The following is a 16,021-nucleotide window of genomic DNA, read 5'->3' on the forward strand; positions in this document are numbered from 1 at the left end:
TCCTAGGGAGCATCAGTCCCAGTGTTTGTTTCGAGCCAGGCCATACGATACGCGTTGACTTGGCTTGATATTATTCTTATGTACTTGTTTCTAATCGGAGCATTTAGCTTATGAAGCTAGGATGTACTCAGCGATCTTGTCACCCATTTCTGAGGTGGTTAGCGCTTGATTATTGCCTGCAAGATCGGCGGTTAGCTCGCCTGCTGAAAGTGCTTTAGATACCGCCATTTCGATATCTTGCGCCGCTGCTTCTTCGCCTAAGCTGTAACGAAGCATCAGAGCCGCAGAAAGAATTTGTGCGACTGGGTTTGCGATGTTCTTACCTGCGATATCTGGTGCACTGCCGCCTGCAGGTTCGTATAGGCCGAAGTTGCTTTCGTTCAAGCTTGCAGAAGGAAGCATACCCATAGAGCCAGTGATCATTGCGCACTCATCAGAGATGATGTCGCCGAAGATGTTTGAACACAGCATTACGTCAAACTGAGAAGGATCTTTGATAAGCTGCATGGTCGCGTTGTCGATGTACATGTGGTTTAGCGTTACATCTGGGTAATCTTTTGCGATTTCTTCAACGACTTCACGCCATAAGATAGAGCTTTGTAGAACGTTCGCTTTATCGATTGAGTAAACGTTTTTGTTACGTAGACGTGCCGATTCAAACGCAATTTTTGCAATACGTTCGATTTCGTAACGGTGGTAAACCTCAGTATCAAACGCTTTCTCGGTTGCGCCTTCGCCTTCACGGCCTTTAGGTTGGCCGAAGTAGATGCCGCCCGTTAGTTCTCGTACTACAACGATGTCGAAGCCGTTACCTGAGATGTCAGCACGCAAAGGAGAGAAAGACTCCAGACCTTTGTGGATTTGTGCCGGGCGCAGGTTACAGAACAGCTGGAAGTGCTTACGCAGCGGAAGTAGCGCGCCACGCTCTGGTTGATCGTTAGGTGGAAGGTGTTCCCATTTAGGACCGCCGACCGAACCAAAAAGTACTGCGTTAGACTCTTCACAACCTTTGACTGTTGCTTCTGGAAGTGGACAGCCGTGGTTATCAATTGCAATACCACCCACATCATACTCTTCGCGAGAAAAGCTAATCGCGTGTTTCTTTTCAATCGCGTCTAGCACTTTATGTGCTTGTTGCATTACTTCTGGGCCAATGCCATCACCAGGTAGTACGGCAATTTTGTATGATTTATCAGTCATGTTAATCCTTTAATTCTTGTTACTGAGCGATTAGCTCTTTTAAATTTTGTCCCTAGAGCCAACAACATCGGCTCTAAGGCGCTGTTATTGGGTGTTTAAACGGCTGCGATTTTTTGCTGCTTCATTTCTGCAATGGTGTCTGCTCGCTGAATGCTATTGATCACGTGCAATAGCGCTTGACCAGAGGCTTCGACGATATCGGTTGAAACGCCAGTACCGTGGTACTTACGGCCTTTATAGTTGGCAATAATATCTGCTTGGCCTAAGCCATCTTCGCCTTCGCCTTTAGCGGTAAGATCGAATTTATCCAACGCAATGTCGTAGCCCGTTAAGCGGTAGATACATTGGTATAAAGCATCAACAGGGCCGTTACCGACCGCGGCTTCGCATTTCTCTTCGTCACCACATTGCAGCTTGATGCTGGTGGTCGACATAACACTACCAGATTGTACGCTTAGGTAGTTAAGTTTATAGAAGTCATCTTCGTCGCGTAGATTCGCGAAATGCATCAGCGATTCTAGGTCGTAATCGAAGACTTGGCCCTTGCGGTCAGCCAGCTTTAAGAAGTCTTCATACAATGAATCTAGGTTGTACTCATTGTCTTTATAACCCATTGCATCCATGTGGCTCTTAACGGCAGCACGACCACTGCGGCTGGTTAGGTTCAATGCTTTGTTTTTTAAGCCAATCGATTCAGGGGTCATGATCTCGTAAGTGTTCTTGTTCTTCAGCATGCCATCTTGGTGAATACCGGAAGAGTGGCTGAATGCGTTAGCACCAACAATCGCTTTGTTGTCTTGAATTGGCATGTGGCAAAGCTGGCTCACTAACTTACTGGTACGGTGAATCTCTTTGTGATCCAAACCAGTATGAACACCCAATAGCTCTTGACGAGTTTTGATGATCATCGCAATTTCTTCTAACGAACAGTTACCGGCACGTTCACCGATACCATTGATTGTGCCTTCAACTTGACGAGCACCCGCTTGAACAGCGGCAATCGAGTTAGCAACCGACATACCTAAGTCATCGTGACAGTGAACCGAGATGATCGCTTGATCAATGTTAGGTACGCGATTGAATAGCGTTTGGATGATGCCACCAAATTCATTCGGTACTGTATAGCCAACGGTGTCCGGAATATTGATGGTTTTTGCGCCCGCGTTGATAGCCGCTTCAACCATACGACATAGGTTGTCGATAGGGGTACGACCTGCATCTTCACAAGAAAACTCAACGTCGTCGGTGTAGTTACGCGCATGTTTCACCGCTTTCACTGCCATCTCGACTACGTCGTCGTAGCTGCGACGTAATTTGTCTTGTACGTGTACTGTCGATGTCGAAATGAAAGTATGAATACGGAACTGTTCTGCCACTTTTAGCGCTTCTGCGGCCGCGTCGATGTCTTTAGCTACGGCACGAGAAAGGCCACAGATACGGCTGTTTTTGATGTTCTTTGCAATGGTTTGCACTGACTCAAAGTCGCCGGGTGATGACACAGGGAAGCCCGCTTCAATCACATCCACACCCAGTCTTTCAAGTGCATAAGCGATCTGTAATTTCTCTTTTACCGTTAGGCTTGCAGCCAATGCTTGCTCGCCATCACGTAAGGTCGTGTCAAAAATTATCACTTGATCGTTCATGGGTGCTTCCTTATATCGATAATCAATCGATTGCTATCCAAATTATTATTAAGAATGATGTTCTTTAAAAAGTGTCAGTCACAAAAAAACCCGCTCAGCGCGGGTTTTAATATTTGTGTAGTTCTTGACCCACAACTTACCCGCGCGATTGATTCACGATAAGGAGAAGTTTCAGCAGTCGAGAAGAAGAAAAAATCATTACACAAATATCCGTAAATAAACTGTTAACACCATATTTACCGTAATTTATTCTTAGCGTCAAACAAGAAAATCCAATATCAGTGTGCGTCGACGGTGTTTTCGTTTTGTTTGTGCTGCTTATTGGTTTGTTTGTGGTTTTATCATCTACAGGCGGTTTTTTTGTTGGGGGGTTAGTTTATCGTTTGTCATATGTGCAGGTTAAAGCTTTGTAGTAAATCTTTTTGCTAGAGCAATTTACTAAAAAGTAAGGTGCATGGATCAATTAATTAATCACTTGATGAAATAGTGGGTAATTAATCTTCTATTGTTATGCGTATTTATCCCTATAATTAATCAAATGATTAATTATAGGGATGGGTTTACACCATGACGGCACGAAAACCAGGACGACCTCAACAAACCCTAGACGTTCGGCAGTTATTGATTGAGCATGCTCGAGATCTGTTTGTGGTTCAGCCATACGATAAGGTATCGACGCGTTTGATTGCAGAACGAGCGGGTGTGAATATTGCGATGATCCGCTATTACTTTGGCAGTAAGGCTGGGTTATTTGAGGCGATGCTGCGTGAGACTCTGCGACCGATGCAAGTGCAAATGCAGAGGCTAGTGGAAGAAAGCAGTCATGAGAACTTTCTTGACTTGATGCGTACCTACTACAGAGAGATGGTAAAGATACCTAAGTTCCCTCGCTTGGTTGCTCAGGTGATGAATATGCCCCCTTCAGACGTGCAGCGAGAGCTGCTAGAAAAAGTCTATCTTGATGTGACCAAACCCGCGCAAGACGTCATCTTTGAAAAACTCGGACAACAGGGCATCTTAAAGCCGAATGTCGATCCACAACTGTGCCGCGTTTCGTATATCAGCTTAATGGTGTTTCCTTTTATTGCGCCGATCCCTTTACTGGCGATGCATGGCATTGAAGTGAATGAAGCATTTCTTAATCGTTTAATCGAACACAATATCCAATTGATGACCGGAGGCTTTATCAACGCCCCGAGCCTTTCACCCTCGCAGGAATAAACCTCATGAAAATAAATAAAAAGTTACTCTTTTTTCCAGCTTTGTCGGTTGGGATCATCGGCCTTGTTGCAGCGATCAACCTTAAGCCTGATTTACCAACCAAGCCCGCAGGAGATAGAGCGCGATTAGTCGAAACCGTGAGCCTAGAGCAGCAACGAATGGCCCCTTTAGCGGTGGGCTTTGGCAAAGTGGTGCCAAAACTTGAGTGGAAAGCGATTGCAGAGGTTACCGGACAGATTGTTTACCGCCATCCGGATCTTGAAAAAGGGCAGGTGATCCCGGCAGGTACTGTAGTGCTGAAAGTAGACCCATTGGATTATGAACTGAAATTGATACAGGCTGAGGCGGATCTAAAATCCAGTCAAATTTCATTGGCGAAACTGAATCAAGAAGAAGAAAACCTTAATCAGACCCTTAAGATCGAAAAGAATCGTTTAGTGATCAGCAATAAAGAGCTGCAACGCAAACAAGATCTGCGTAAGAAAGGGCTTAACTCCCAATCTGATGTCGATCTACAGCAGCAAAGCGCGCTCTCTCAACAGAAATTGGTGTTAGATATTGCTAACCAAATTATCTTAATACCGGATGAAAAACGAGTCGCACAAGCGGTTGTTAAGGTTAATGAGTCTAAGGTAAAAGAAGCGCAACGCGCCCTCGATAAAACCACCATCACGTTACCCAAAGCAATGAGGATTTCTCTGGTTGATGTTGAGGAAAATCAGGTGGTTAATCTACAGCAAGAGATGTTTATTGCTCACGGAATCGACGTGATGGAAGTGGAGGCGCAACTTTCTATTCATGATATGCAAACTTTAGCCTCTAGCTTCAGTCAATTCTCACGCGATGCGGCAGGGATCCCGACCCCGAATCAAGCGCCAATCAAAGCCAGTATCCAGCTCAATAGCGGCAGCCTTAATGTGAGCTGGCCTGCGAAGGTGGCAAGGATCAGCGAAACCGTAGATGAAAACCAAGCGACGGCAGGGATCATTCTAGAGATCGTTCAAGATTATTCGCAGCTGCAGCCAGACAGTGCAACGCCGCTAGTCAACGGTATGTTCGTGAAAGCTGAGATCGAGGGTGTTGCGAACCTGAGTTGGGTTGTTCCTGAGCGAGCACTGCATGGTGATAAGGTGTATCTGATGGATGACAGTCAGCGCTTGCAAGTGGTGAAGGTTGAAGTACTTTATCGCAGAGATAATCAAGTGGTTGTCAGTGGCGAACTACACACTGGAGACAAACTGGTTCTTAATGATGTTCTGCCAGCCATCGAAGGCATGTTACTGAAAGAATCGAACTCTAAAGAGGCTGAGCTTGGATCTGATACTCAGGAGACTGCGTCATGATCAAGTTTTTCTCTAGGCACCCAACCGCAGCCAACCTATTGATGCTGGGGTTGCTGATCTTGGGTTTAGGATCACTCTCAACCATTAAACGTGAGACTTTCCCAGCTTATGATCCACCGTATATTATGGCGGCTATCGTTTACCCCGGCGCTTCCCCACAAGAAGTGGAAGAGAGCCTGTGTGTGCGAATGGAAGATGCCGTAGACGGTTTAGCCAATATTGAAGAGACTCAGTGTGAAGCGATCGAAGGCAGCGCCCGTTTAATTCTCAAGCTAAATGAGAAAGCTGATATCGGGCGAATGCTGGTCGATGTGCAAACTCAGATCAACTCGATTAATGACTTCCCAACTGAGATTGAATCGCCTGTGGTTCAGGAGCTGGATTGGAATGAACCGGTTGTGGATATTGCGATTACCGCAGAAACTTCGTGGCCAGAACTCAAGGCCTATGCCGAAGAGCTTAAGCGCACCATGAAGCTGGATTACGACGTCTCCCTGGTTGAGGTGAGTGGCTTCTCTGATCACCAATATCGCGTTGAGTTGGATACCCAAGCGGTGCGTCAGCTGGGCTTAAGTATCGGTGAGATTGCGGATCAGATTGGCCGTCAGAATGTCAAGTTACCGAGCGGTAACGTTGAAACACCAGACAAAAACTTCCTGATTCGTTTTGACGAGAGGAGAATTAGTCCGCTTGATCTCGAAAGTATTGTGGTGGGCTCTGCGCCGAATGGTTCTGTGATTCGTTTGAGGGACATTGCCAAAATCACCGACCGTTTTGAGCTTGATGAGCAGAAGGTGTTGTTTGATGGTAAACCGTCAGCCCTACTCAAGATCAGTAAAAACAAAGAAGATGATGCGCTACGCATTAAAGAGAACGTAACGCGATTCGTTGAAGACCAAAGCGCGATAGCCCCTGATGGGGTGACGCTGCAAATGACCAACGATCTCTCCTCTGTACTTTGGGATCGTCTGACCATGATGGTGAGCAATGGTTGGCAAGGGATTGTGTTGGTGTTTGCCACTATGTGGTTATTCTTCAGCTTACGCTATTCATTCTGGGTGGCTGCCGGTCTGCCGGTCGCCTTCCTCGGTGGGTTGTTCTTAATGGCAAATCTGGGCTTATCGGTCAATATCATGTCACTGGTCGGCTTGTTGATGGCGATAGGGATTATGATGGATGACGCGATCGTGATCGCCGAATCGATCGCCTCGCATTTAGATAGGGGGCAAAGCGTTGATGATGCGGTGTACAACGGCGTTAAGAAAGTGCTGCCGGGTGTGCTTTCATCATTCTTAACCACAGTGTGTATTTTCGGTAGCTTACTGTTTCTGGATGGGGAAATGGGGGCAGTGCTCAAAGCGGTGCCTCAGGTGCTGATCTTGGTGCTGTCTTTAAGTTTAATCGAAGCCTTCTTGATCTTGCCCAATCACCTGTCGCATTCATTGCACAAAGAAAATAAAGACAAGCCAGCGCTGCGTTTTAAGGTGGTGTTGCTTGAGAAGTTCGAGCATTTCCGTAACACCACCTTGATGCACATGGTCGAGAAGGTGGTGACATTCCGCTACGCCTTCATGGGAGGCGTATTGACGCTGTTGCTGCTCTCCATCGCCTTGATTGCAGGCGGGGTTGTGAAATTTCAGCCTTTCCCTGAGCTGGATGGTGATATCGCGGAGGCTCGTATTATTCTACCGCCGGGTGCATCGCTGTCACAAACCGAGCGCGTGGTCGACAAAATTGTCGCGTCTGCTGAGCGCTTGAATAAGCAATGGAGCGAAGAGGTTGAAGGGGGCAATACACTGGTTGAGCATATTACCAGCCAGTTTAATGCCAATGCCGATGCTAATGAGTCGGGCCCACACTTAGCCACCATTCGCTTAGACTTACGTGGTGCAGAGAGCCGTAACACGGTTATCGATGACTTTATTAATGCATGGCGAGAGGACATTGGCGATCTTGCCGACCCTATCTCACTCGTGTTCAAACAGCCGACGATGGGCCCGGGTGGTCGGGCTATCGAAATCCGAGCCAAACATGATGATCTAAGCGCGCTGAAATCCGCTTCCTTAGATATTCAAGAGTACCTTAATGAGTTTGATGGGGTACATGGTGTGCTGGATGACATGCGCATGGGTAAAGAGGAAATTCTGGTCAAGTTGCGCCCTGGAGCGGAAACCTACAATGTTAACGGGCAGATGATTGCGTCTCAATTGCGTGCTGCTTTCTTTGGCCAGACGGCGGATGAGATCCAAATCGGCGTTGAGAATATCTCGATTGAGGTGCGTCTTGATAAAGAGCAAGCGGGGGATTTGCAGCAGTTAGCCAACTTCCCAATCATTACCGCAGATGGCAGCCAAATCCCATTAGCCACATTGGCAACATTAGACTTTCAGCGTAACTATGTGCGTATCCAGCGCATTGATGGGCTGAGAACCATCAGTATCTTTGGTGATATTGATAATAAAAAAGCCAGCTCTTCAGCAATTTTGGCCCAGTTCCAAAAAGATGAAGCCGCTAAGCTTATTCAAAAATACCCGGGCCTACGCTTTGATTTCGAAGGCGAAGCCAAGGATGCCGCGAAGACCGGATCGTCAATGGGTAAAGGGTTTTTACTGGGCTTGTTCGGTGTATTTGCGATTCTGAGTTATCAATTTAGAAGTTACTTGGAACCGGTTGTGGTGATGCTGGCGATTCCACTGGCCTTTATTGGCGTGGTGGTGGGCCACTGGTTGCTCGGGCACTCATTGAGTATGCCGAGCATGATGGGCTTTGTGTCGCTGGCCGGGATTGTGGTCAATGATTCCATCTTGCTGGTGCAGTACATTCGTCACCATGTCGATGAGGGAGACAGCGTGCATGACTCCGTGGTGAAAGCCAGTCGTGAGCGTTTCCGGGCGGTATTTTTAACCTCGATGACCACCGCTGCTGGTTTGTTACCGCTACTGACCGAAACTAGCCTTCAGGCTCAGGTTATCCAACCTCTGGTTATCTCGATCGTGTTTGGTATATTTGCTTCCACCTTGTTGGTGCTGTTTATGATCCCTGCCGCTTACGCAATACTGGCGGATTTTGGTTTAGTCAAAAAACACCAGCCCCTGGCTCTATAGCTGAGGAGGGCGATAGAGGTACCAAGACTCAGAGAAACATAAAGCGGCCTTAGGTCGCTTTATGTTTATGGGCTAGCGGATGATTGGTATGAGCTAGCTAATGAGCTGTTGCTACTCTATTGCTAAAGTTGTCACGCTATCGCTAAAGTTGTCACGCTATCGCTAAAGTTGTCACGCTATCGCTAAAGTTGTCACTCTATCGCTAAAGTTGCCAGCCTATCCGCCGCTGCAAATTTCATTTTAGTTCATTCAAAACGTCACTTAACTGTCATTTGTTGAGCATAACTTGAGCCTTAACTGAATAAGGATTGTTAAGGATCTCGTATGCGTACTATCGAACCTATTGTCCGTTGGGATGTGGCATTTTCTGTCTTCTGTTTAAAGCACCGTTTTAGTGGGCAACATGCCACGCTCAGCAAAGCGGTATCCCATACTGGCGATGGTCACCTTTACGTATTGATTGCCTTGATTGCGCTGCTGGGCGATAGCAAAACAGGCAGCCATTTTTTTATGGTCGGCTTGGCAGCCTTTGTCATCGAATTGCCTATCTACTGGCTTGCTAAAAACACCCTCAAGCGTCGTAGACCAGCTGAATTCTCTTCACTGCTTCACTCTCATATTGTGCCCTCGGATAAATACAGCCTACCGTCTGGACATGCCGCAGCGGCTTTTGTGATGGCGACCTTGATTGGTCATTTTTATCCGAGCCTATACCCCTTTAGCTTGGTTTGGGCGACCGCGATTGCGGGATCTCGAATTCTACTTGGGGTGCACTTTTTAACCGATGTACTGATTGGTGCAGCCTTAGGCATGGCTTGTACTAGCCTTGCTATCCATTTGATTTTGTAATTATTTGGCCGGCAATCATCGTTGAACCGTAAGCGGCCACTTTAAAGGAATATCTATGAAAATTTTATATGGTGTACAAGGCACAGGCAATGGTCACATCGCTCGTGCTCGCGCAATGGCAGTAGCGTTTCGTCAGAAAAATATTGATGTCGACTTTGTATTCTCAGGACGAGAGCAGAGCAAATATTTCTCAATGGAAGCGTTTGGCAATTACCAAACCCGTCATGGCTTAACCTTCTACAGTGAGCAAGGGCAGGTCAAGTACGGCAAGACCTTGCTTAATAATAATATTTGGCGATTTATTCGTGAGATAAACCAGATTGATCTCTCGGCCTATGACTTGGTGATTAATGACTTTGAGCCTGTGACTGCTTGGGCGGCGAAAAGGCAAGGTGTACCCTGCATCGGGATAAGCCATCAAAATGCATTTCGCTATGATGTGCCTAAAGAAGGGGGTAATTGGATTGAGCATTCAGTGATTCAGCATTTTGCCCCAACAGAGCATTCAATTGGCCTGCATTGGTATCACTTTGAGCAGCCGATATTGCCACCTATCGTCCATACGGTAGCAGAGCATCAAACGACTAAAGCGTTACAAGACTTCACTTTAGTTTACCTGCCGTTTGAGGATCTTGAGACGATTTCTGACCTTTTGATCAAGTTCACCTCTCATCATTTTGTGTGTTATCACCCTGATATCATTGAGCCAAGTCGTGTTGAAAATATCGAGTTCAAACCGCTTAGCCACCGAGGGTTCCAACTGGACCTCAATCAGTGCTCTGGCGTGGTCGCTAATGGTGGCTTTGAATTGCCTTCAGAGGCATTAACACTCGGAAAAAAGTTACTGCTGAAACCGTTGGCTGGGCAATTCGAACAGCAGAGCAATGTTGCCACACTTGAGGCGCTTGGATTGGCTCAAACGATGGGCTTTTTAGATGCAGGAGTTTTGCGTAGTTGGCTCAGTGAAAAGCAGGCTGAAGTGGTCACTTACCCCGATGTCGCAAGTGCCCTCGTTGAGTGGATATTAGCGGGTAATTGGTCTCATCAAGATGAGTTAAGAAAGCAGCTTTGGGAGCAGGTGGACTTTCCAAGCTACACGTCGCTTGCTTGATTCATCACTGTCATTTCTAGATTTAATGCTCTAATAATTCACAACCTCAATGGGTGTGATGGATGTCAGTAAACAATAGAGCGGCTAAATCAGTCGTAATTAATTTCATAAATTCAGTTGTTTATGTTTTTTTATAATTGTGTAAGCTTTTGATTTTTAATGGTTGTCTGTTTGGTTAGGTAAAATAAAATTATTCTTTATCAATCTTGTTGGTAGCACGCGATGCATTGGTTAATAGTAGGGCTAATCCGAAAAATATCGGTGTGATAAATATAAAAATTAGCGGTTATCTATTCCCCCCCATGACAAACACAACGCTGTCGAACCGACAAGAGGCAACTTGAATGCTAGATAAAAAAGACGCAATGAGTGCTATTGCAAGCTACAGAATGGAAAGTACACTTCGTGGAGTTGATTTAAACCTTCTGACTGTATTTGATGCAGTAATGCAAGAGCAAAACATTACACGTGCAGCTCACAACCTAGGCATGTCTCAGCCTGCAGTAAGTAACGCGGTTGCTCGCTTAAAAGTGATGTTCAATGACGAGCTATTCATGCGTCAAGGCCGTGGTATTCAGCCGACTCAACGCGCTCGTCAACTGTTTGGTCCAATCCGCCAAGCGCTTCAGCTAGTACGCAACGAACTGCCAAGCTCAGTGTTTTCTCCAGAGTCATCTTCTCGCCTGTTTAAACTTGCGATTTGCAGCCCTTGTGACATGCGTTTTGCCCCTAAGATCATGTCGACAATTAATGAGCAAGCACCAAGCGTTAAGCTACACATGGATGCGGAATTCGATCGCCTACTTTCTGAGCGTATGCGCTACCAAGAAATCGACTTCGTGATTGATTACGCTCGCTTTGATGAGCAAGGTTTCTCAAGCACAGAGATCTTCCAAGATGAGTTGGTTGTGGTTGCTTCAGCTTCTCACCCTCGCATCAACGGTGAAGTTTCAGCGTCTGAGTTACTTAATGAAAAGCACGCAAAATTGTCGCGTATTCATGGTCAACGTAGCTTCTCTGAGCAAGCGTACCGTGATCTAGATTGCACGCCTTTCTACGAAGGTACAAGCTTGAGCAATGTACTTTACGTTGTCGGTCAATCTGAGCTTGTTACGATTGCACCTCGTTGGATGGTTGAACATGCAGCAAACAAAGAAAACCTACAAATCCTAGATTTCCCATTCGATAATGCAGCGATTTCTGGCTTCCTAAGCTGGCACGAATCGAGTGAAAAGGACAAAGGACACATTTGGTTACGAGATCAGTTAATGATGATTTGTGGCGAAGTTGTCGCTTTTAAATAATCATCGAACTCTATGATTTATAAGCCCTAAGCTAGGTTCACTGGCTTAGGGCTTTTTTATGTCTACAATTTAAGTAAGCTGAAAATTTAGCGCGATACGTACTATTCTTGATAACTTTGAGCTACGTCAGTTGCCTTTTCTATGCTCGGAGGTACACTTGTGCGCTCAAAGTAGCTTACAGGTGTAAGCCTAAGGTAAAGATATGGCCAATTTAGATTTTCATATTGTAAAAAGACTTCGTGACCAAATTGCCCAAGGTGGCAGCCGTATAGCTTTGAAGCACAAAGTAGGTAATGTATGGCAAGGCATTAGCTGGGAGCAGTTTGGAGTACAAGTCGATACGCTTTCATTAGCACTATTGGCTCAAGGATTGAGAATTCAAGACAAGATCGGTATCTATTCGAATAACATGCCTCAATGGACTGTGGCAGATTTTGCGTCTTTACAAGCACGTCTTGTAACGGTACCGATTTATCCAACCAACACCGCTGACCAATCGTCTTACATCATTCAAAATGCAGATGTGAAGATCTTATTTGTTGGCGAACAAGAGCAGTTTGATGCAGCCGTGAGTCTGTTTGATGAGTGCGAGCAGCTTGAAGTGATTGTCGCGATGTCTGATGACATTGACCTGCACGGACACAGCTTTGCCGTCTCTTGGAATGACTTCATGGCACGTGGCGTTGCACAGCAACAAGCTGAACTAGACGCACGCTTGGCTGATGCAAGCATGGATGACTTACTGACTCTTATCTATACCTCTGGTACCACAGGCCAGCCAAAAGGCGTCATGCTTGACTACACCAATATTGGTTACCAGTTAGAGGGCCACGATGAGCGCCTTAGCTTAAGCAAAGACGATGTCTCATTGTGTTTCTTACCGTTATCACACGTGTTTGAGCGTGCTTGGACGTTCTACGTTCTGTATAAAGGCGCAACCAACTGTTACCTGCAAGACACCATGCAAGTGCGTGACGCGTTGAGCGAGATTAAGCCGACAGTCATGTGTGCGGTACCGCGTTTCTACGAGAAGATCTTCTCTGCGATTCACGAGAAAGTCTCTAAGGCACCGTTTATCCGCAAAGTACTCTTTACTTGGGCGGTGAACATGGGCGCAAAACTCTCGGTTTGTCACCAACAAGGCCGTACACCATCGTTAATGCTCAAGAAGAGCCATGCGCTAGCCGATAAGCTTGTGCTTTCTAAGCTTCGAGCGCTACTTGGTGGCAACATCAACTTTATGCCATGTGGTGGTGCAAAGCTGGATGAGACCATCGGCCGCTTCTTCCATGCTATGGGCATCAACGTAAAACTTGGCTACGGCATGACAGAAACCACAGCGACAGTATCTTGCTGGGATGACCGCTGTTTTAACCCTGATTCGATCGGTATGTCGATGCCGGGCGCGGAAGTGAAAATTGGCGCTAAGGACGAGATCCTTGTTCGCGGGCCAATGGTGATGCGTGGCTACTACAAGATGCCGGAAGAGACGGCCAAGACGTTTGATGAGCACGGTTTCTTAAAGACGGGTGATGCGGGTCATTTTGATGAAAATGGTAACCTGTTTATTACCGATCGCATCAAAGAGCTGATGAAAACCTCCGGCGGTAAATACATTGCACCGCAGGTAGTTGAAGGCGCAATTGGTAAAGATCACTTTATTGAGCAAATCGCGGTTATTGCTGATACACGCAAATTCGTTTCTGCACTGATTGTTCCTTGTTATGACTCGTTAGAAGAGTACGCCAAAGAACTGAATATCAAGTACCACGATCGGGTTGAGCTGGTTAAGCACCACCAAATTGTCGAAATGCTAGAAAAGCGCGTCAATGGGCTGCAGCATGGGTTGGCTAAGTTTGAACAAGTGAAGAAATTCAAACTGCTACCGAAAGCTTTTTCCATGGATGATGGTGAGCTGACACCGACCCAGAAATTGCGTCGTAAAGTTATCAACGATAAGTATCAAGACGAAATCGAAGAAATGTACAATGAAAAGCTGAAAGATAAGTAGTTTTCTGCTTAGATAAATTTTCAATTGTTTAAAAATCCTCCTATGAATGTGCGCGTATTTTTAGGGGGATTTTTTGTATCTAATGACCTCAAATAATGTGCGAAAGCGCACATCAAAATAGCGACTTTCTCGTGCTAAATAGCAAGCGGTCTAAATATTAACTGCTTTTTTTTGCTTATATTTAGTGGTTATAGCTGAAATTTGGTTTGTTTTTAGTTTTTGTTGGGTGCTTTTGATGGATAATTAGTCGTTTGACACGATCGCTGAATAAGCGCCGTTAGACCCAGTGATAATAAAGCGTTAAAGTTGTTTCGTATTACTGTTTGTTGTTATCACGACAGACAGCCATAGCCGAAAAAGTGGAAGTATTTCGAATTAGGCTACGAATAAGCCCTAGACTATGTAAAACCAGTCCAACCCGTTTACCTAATGTGATTGGATACTGGTGAGGAGAGCAATATGACAACAAAACCTGAAGCAGCCACGCCATCCGGATCTGCTATATCATCTGGAGCTGAGATGTTATCTGGCGCAGAGATGGTAGTGCAGTCTCTAATTGAAGAGGGTGTAGAACAAATCTTTGGTTATCCAGGCGGTTCTGTACTCGATATCTATGATGCACTGCATGCGAAAACGGCTGAAATTAAGCACGTTCTCGTACGACACGAACAAGCTGCAACCCACATGGCTGATGGCTATACTCGCGCTACTGGTAAGCCCGGCGTAGTACTTGTGTGTTCAGGTCCAGGTGCGACCAATACCGTTACTGGTATTGCAACGGCCTACATGGATTCTATTCCAATGATTGTTATTTCAGGTAACGTACCGAATAACTTGATTGGTAACGACGCCTTCCAAGAGTGTGACATCGTTGGTGTATCCCGTCCGATCGTTAAACACAGCTTCTTAGTAAAGAAAGCGGAAGACATCCCTGAAGTCGTTAAAAAAGCCTTCTATATTTCAACCACAGGGCGTCCCGGTCCTGTGGTTATTGATTTGCCAAAAGACACCTTGAACCCACAGATCAAGCTGCCTTATCAATACCCTGAAACGATCAAGATGCGTTCGTATAACCCAACGGTTACAGGGCATAAAGGTCAGATCAAAAAGGCGCTAAAAGCGCTTCTTGAAGCGAAGAAGCCGGTACTTTATGTCGGTGGTGGTGCTGTTATCTCTGAGGCCGATAAGCAATTATTAAAATTATCAGAAGCACTGAACCTTCCTGTGGTGAGCACCCTAATGGGGCTTGGCGCTTTCCCTGGCACCCATAACAATTCATTAGGCATGTTGGGGATGCACGGCTTGTATGAAGCTAATATGGCGATGCACAATGCTGATCTTATCTTTGGTGTCGGTGTACGTTTTGATGACCGCACAACCAATAACCTTGATAAGTACTGTCCAAACGCCAAGATCATGCACATCGATATTGACCCATCTTCGATCTCTAAGAACGTGAAAGTGGATCTACCGATTGTCGGTTCTGCAGAAAAAGTACTAGAGAGTATGGTTAACTTGCTGGTTGAGCAAGGTGGCAGTAATGACGCGGAAGCGATGGATAGCTGGTGGAGCGAAATCAAGCAGTGGCAAGAGCGTGACTGCCTAGCGTATGAGAAATCTTCTGAGCGCATCAAACCACAACAAGTGATTGAAACACTGCATAAAGTCACCAATGGTGATGCCTATGTGGCTTCTGATGTTGGTCAGCACCAAATGTTTGCTGCGTTGTACTACCCATTTAACAAACCACGCCGTTGGATCAACTCGGGCGGCTTAGGCACCATGGGCTTCGGTCTACCTGCTGGGATGGGCGTTAAGTTTGCCAAGCCAGAAGAAGAAGTGGTGGTGGTCACCGGTGACGGCAGTATTCAAATGAACATTCAAGAGCTGTCGACGGCTTTGCAGTACAATATCCCCGTTAAGATCATTAACCTGAACAACCGTTTCTTAGGCATGGTTAAGCAGTGGCAAGACATTGTTTACCAAGGTCGTTACTCAAATTCATATATGGACTCTGTTCCTGATTTTGCTGCTATCGCTGAGGCTTATGGCCACGTTGGTATGCGTATTTCATCTCCGGATGAATTGGAGTCAGGTTTGGAAAAAGCACTAGCGATGAAAGACCGTTTAGTCTTTGTCGATATCAGTGTGGATGATACCGAGCACGTATACCCAATGCAGATCAAAGGCGAGGGTATGGATAACATGTGGCTAAGCAAAACGGAGAGAACATAA

The 16,021-nt window shown here is 46.0% G+C and carries 10 protein-coding genes; 8 read left to right on the forward strand and 2 right to left on the reverse strand.

Annotated features, from left to right (window positions below):
- Positions 1-108: 108 nt before the first annotated feature.
- The gene (gene leuB, locus Q1A70_RS06490; RefSeq protein WP_299685627.1) at positions 109-1,200 is read right to left on the reverse strand and encodes a 3-isopropylmalate dehydrogenase; all 1,092 of its coding nucleotides are present in this window, start codon (positions 1,198-1,200) and stop codon (positions 109-111) included.
- A gap of 95 nt (positions 1,201-1,295) precedes the next feature.
- A complete protein-coding gene (gene leuA / locus Q1A70_RS06495; protein WP_299685624.1) occupies positions 1,296-2,843 on the reverse strand; it encodes a 2-isopropylmalate synthase in 1,548 nt (515 codons plus the stop codon).
- 567 nt (positions 2,844-3,410) lie between these two features.
- Between leuA and Q1A70_RS06500 the strand changes: the two genes are divergently transcribed.
- From Q1A70_RS06500 to Q1A70_RS06535, 8 genes are all read left to right on the forward strand, one after another.
- On the forward strand, positions 3,411-4,064 hold the full coding sequence (locus Q1A70_RS06500; RefSeq protein WP_299685621.1) for a TetR/AcrR family transcriptional regulator: 654 nt from the start codon (positions 3,411-3,413) through the stop codon (positions 4,062-4,064).
- Positions 4,065-4,069: 5 nt separating this feature from the next.
- Entirely contained in the window at positions 4,070-5,407 is a 1,338-nt protein-coding gene (locus Q1A70_RS06505; RefSeq protein ID WP_299685618.1) for an HlyD family secretion protein, read from the forward strand.
- A complete protein-coding gene (locus Q1A70_RS06510) occupies positions 5,404-8,511 on the forward strand; it encodes an efflux RND transporter permease subunit (protein ID WP_299685615.1) in 3,108 nt (1,035 codons plus the stop codon). The genes Q1A70_RS06505 and Q1A70_RS06510 overlap by 4 nt, the downstream gene beginning before the upstream one ends.
- Before the next feature lie 324 nt (positions 8,512-8,835).
- Positions 8,836-9,360 carry a phosphatase PAP2 family protein gene (locus Q1A70_RS06515; RefSeq protein WP_299685612.1) on the forward strand — a complete coding sequence of 175 codons (525 nt, stop codon included), beginning with the start codon at positions 8,836-8,838 and terminating at the stop codon, positions 9,358-9,360.
- 55 nt (positions 9,361-9,415) lie between these two features.
- The gene (locus Q1A70_RS06520) at positions 9,416-10,471 is read left to right on the forward strand and encodes an MJ1255/VC2487 family glycosyltransferase (protein ID WP_299685609.1); all 1,056 of its coding nucleotides are present in this window, start codon (positions 9,416-9,418) and stop codon (positions 10,469-10,471) included.
- A 344-nt stretch (positions 10,472-10,815) separates the two neighbouring features.
- The gene (leuO, locus tag Q1A70_RS06525) at positions 10,816-11,775 is read left to right on the forward strand and encodes a transcriptional regulator LeuO (RefSeq protein WP_299685606.1); all 960 of its coding nucleotides are present in this window, start codon (positions 10,816-10,818) and stop codon (positions 11,773-11,775) included.
- 202 nt (positions 11,776-11,977) lie between these two features.
- Positions 11,978-13,786, forward strand: coding sequence for a long-chain fatty acid--CoA ligase (locus Q1A70_RS06530; RefSeq protein ID WP_299685603.1), 1,809 nt, complete (start codon positions 11,978-11,980; stop codon positions 13,784-13,786).
- Between the two features lie 459 nt (positions 13,787-14,245).
- The gene (locus Q1A70_RS06535) at positions 14,246-16,021 is read left to right on the forward strand and encodes an acetolactate synthase 3 large subunit (RefSeq protein WP_299685600.1); all 1,776 of its coding nucleotides are present in this window, start codon (positions 14,246-14,248) and stop codon (positions 16,019-16,021) included.

Origin of the sequence: uncultured Vibrio sp. (assembly GCF_947488985.1) — a bacterium.
In the GTDB taxonomy this organism is placed as follows: domain Bacteria; phylum Pseudomonadota; class Gammaproteobacteria; order Enterobacterales; family Vibrionaceae; genus Vibrio.

Coding starts and splice junctions, on each gene's coding strand:
- leuB (WP_299685627.1), bottom strand. CDS start 1,200: ATGACTGATAAATCATACAAAATTGCCGTACTACCTGGTGATGGCATT.
- leuA (WP_299685624.1), bottom strand. CDS start 2,843: ATGAACGATCAAGTGATAATTTTTGACACGACCTTACGTGATGGCGAG.
- Q1A70_RS06500 (WP_299685621.1), top strand. CDS start 3,411: ATGACGGCACGAAAACCAGGACGACCTCAACAAACCCTAGACGTTCGG.
- Q1A70_RS06505 (WP_299685618.1), top strand. CDS start 4,070: ATGAAAATAAATAAAAAGTTACTCTTTTTTCCAGCTTTGTCGGTTGGG.
- Q1A70_RS06510 (WP_299685615.1), top strand. CDS start 5,404: ATGATCAAGTTTTTCTCTAGGCACCCAACCGCAGCCAACCTATTGATG.
- Q1A70_RS06515 (WP_299685612.1), top strand. CDS start 8,836: ATGCGTACTATCGAACCTATTGTCCGTTGGGATGTGGCATTTTCTGTC.
- Q1A70_RS06520 (WP_299685609.1), top strand. CDS start 9,416: ATGAAAATTTTATATGGTGTACAAGGCACAGGCAATGGTCACATCGCT.
- leuO (WP_299685606.1), top strand. CDS start 10,816: ATGCTAGATAAAAAAGACGCAATGAGTGCTATTGCAAGCTACAGAATG.
- Q1A70_RS06530 (WP_299685603.1), top strand. CDS start 11,978: ATGGCCAATTTAGATTTTCATATTGTAAAAAGACTTCGTGACCAAATT.
- Q1A70_RS06535 (WP_299685600.1), top strand. CDS start 14,246: ATGACAACAAAACCTGAAGCAGCCACGCCATCCGGATCTGCTATATCA.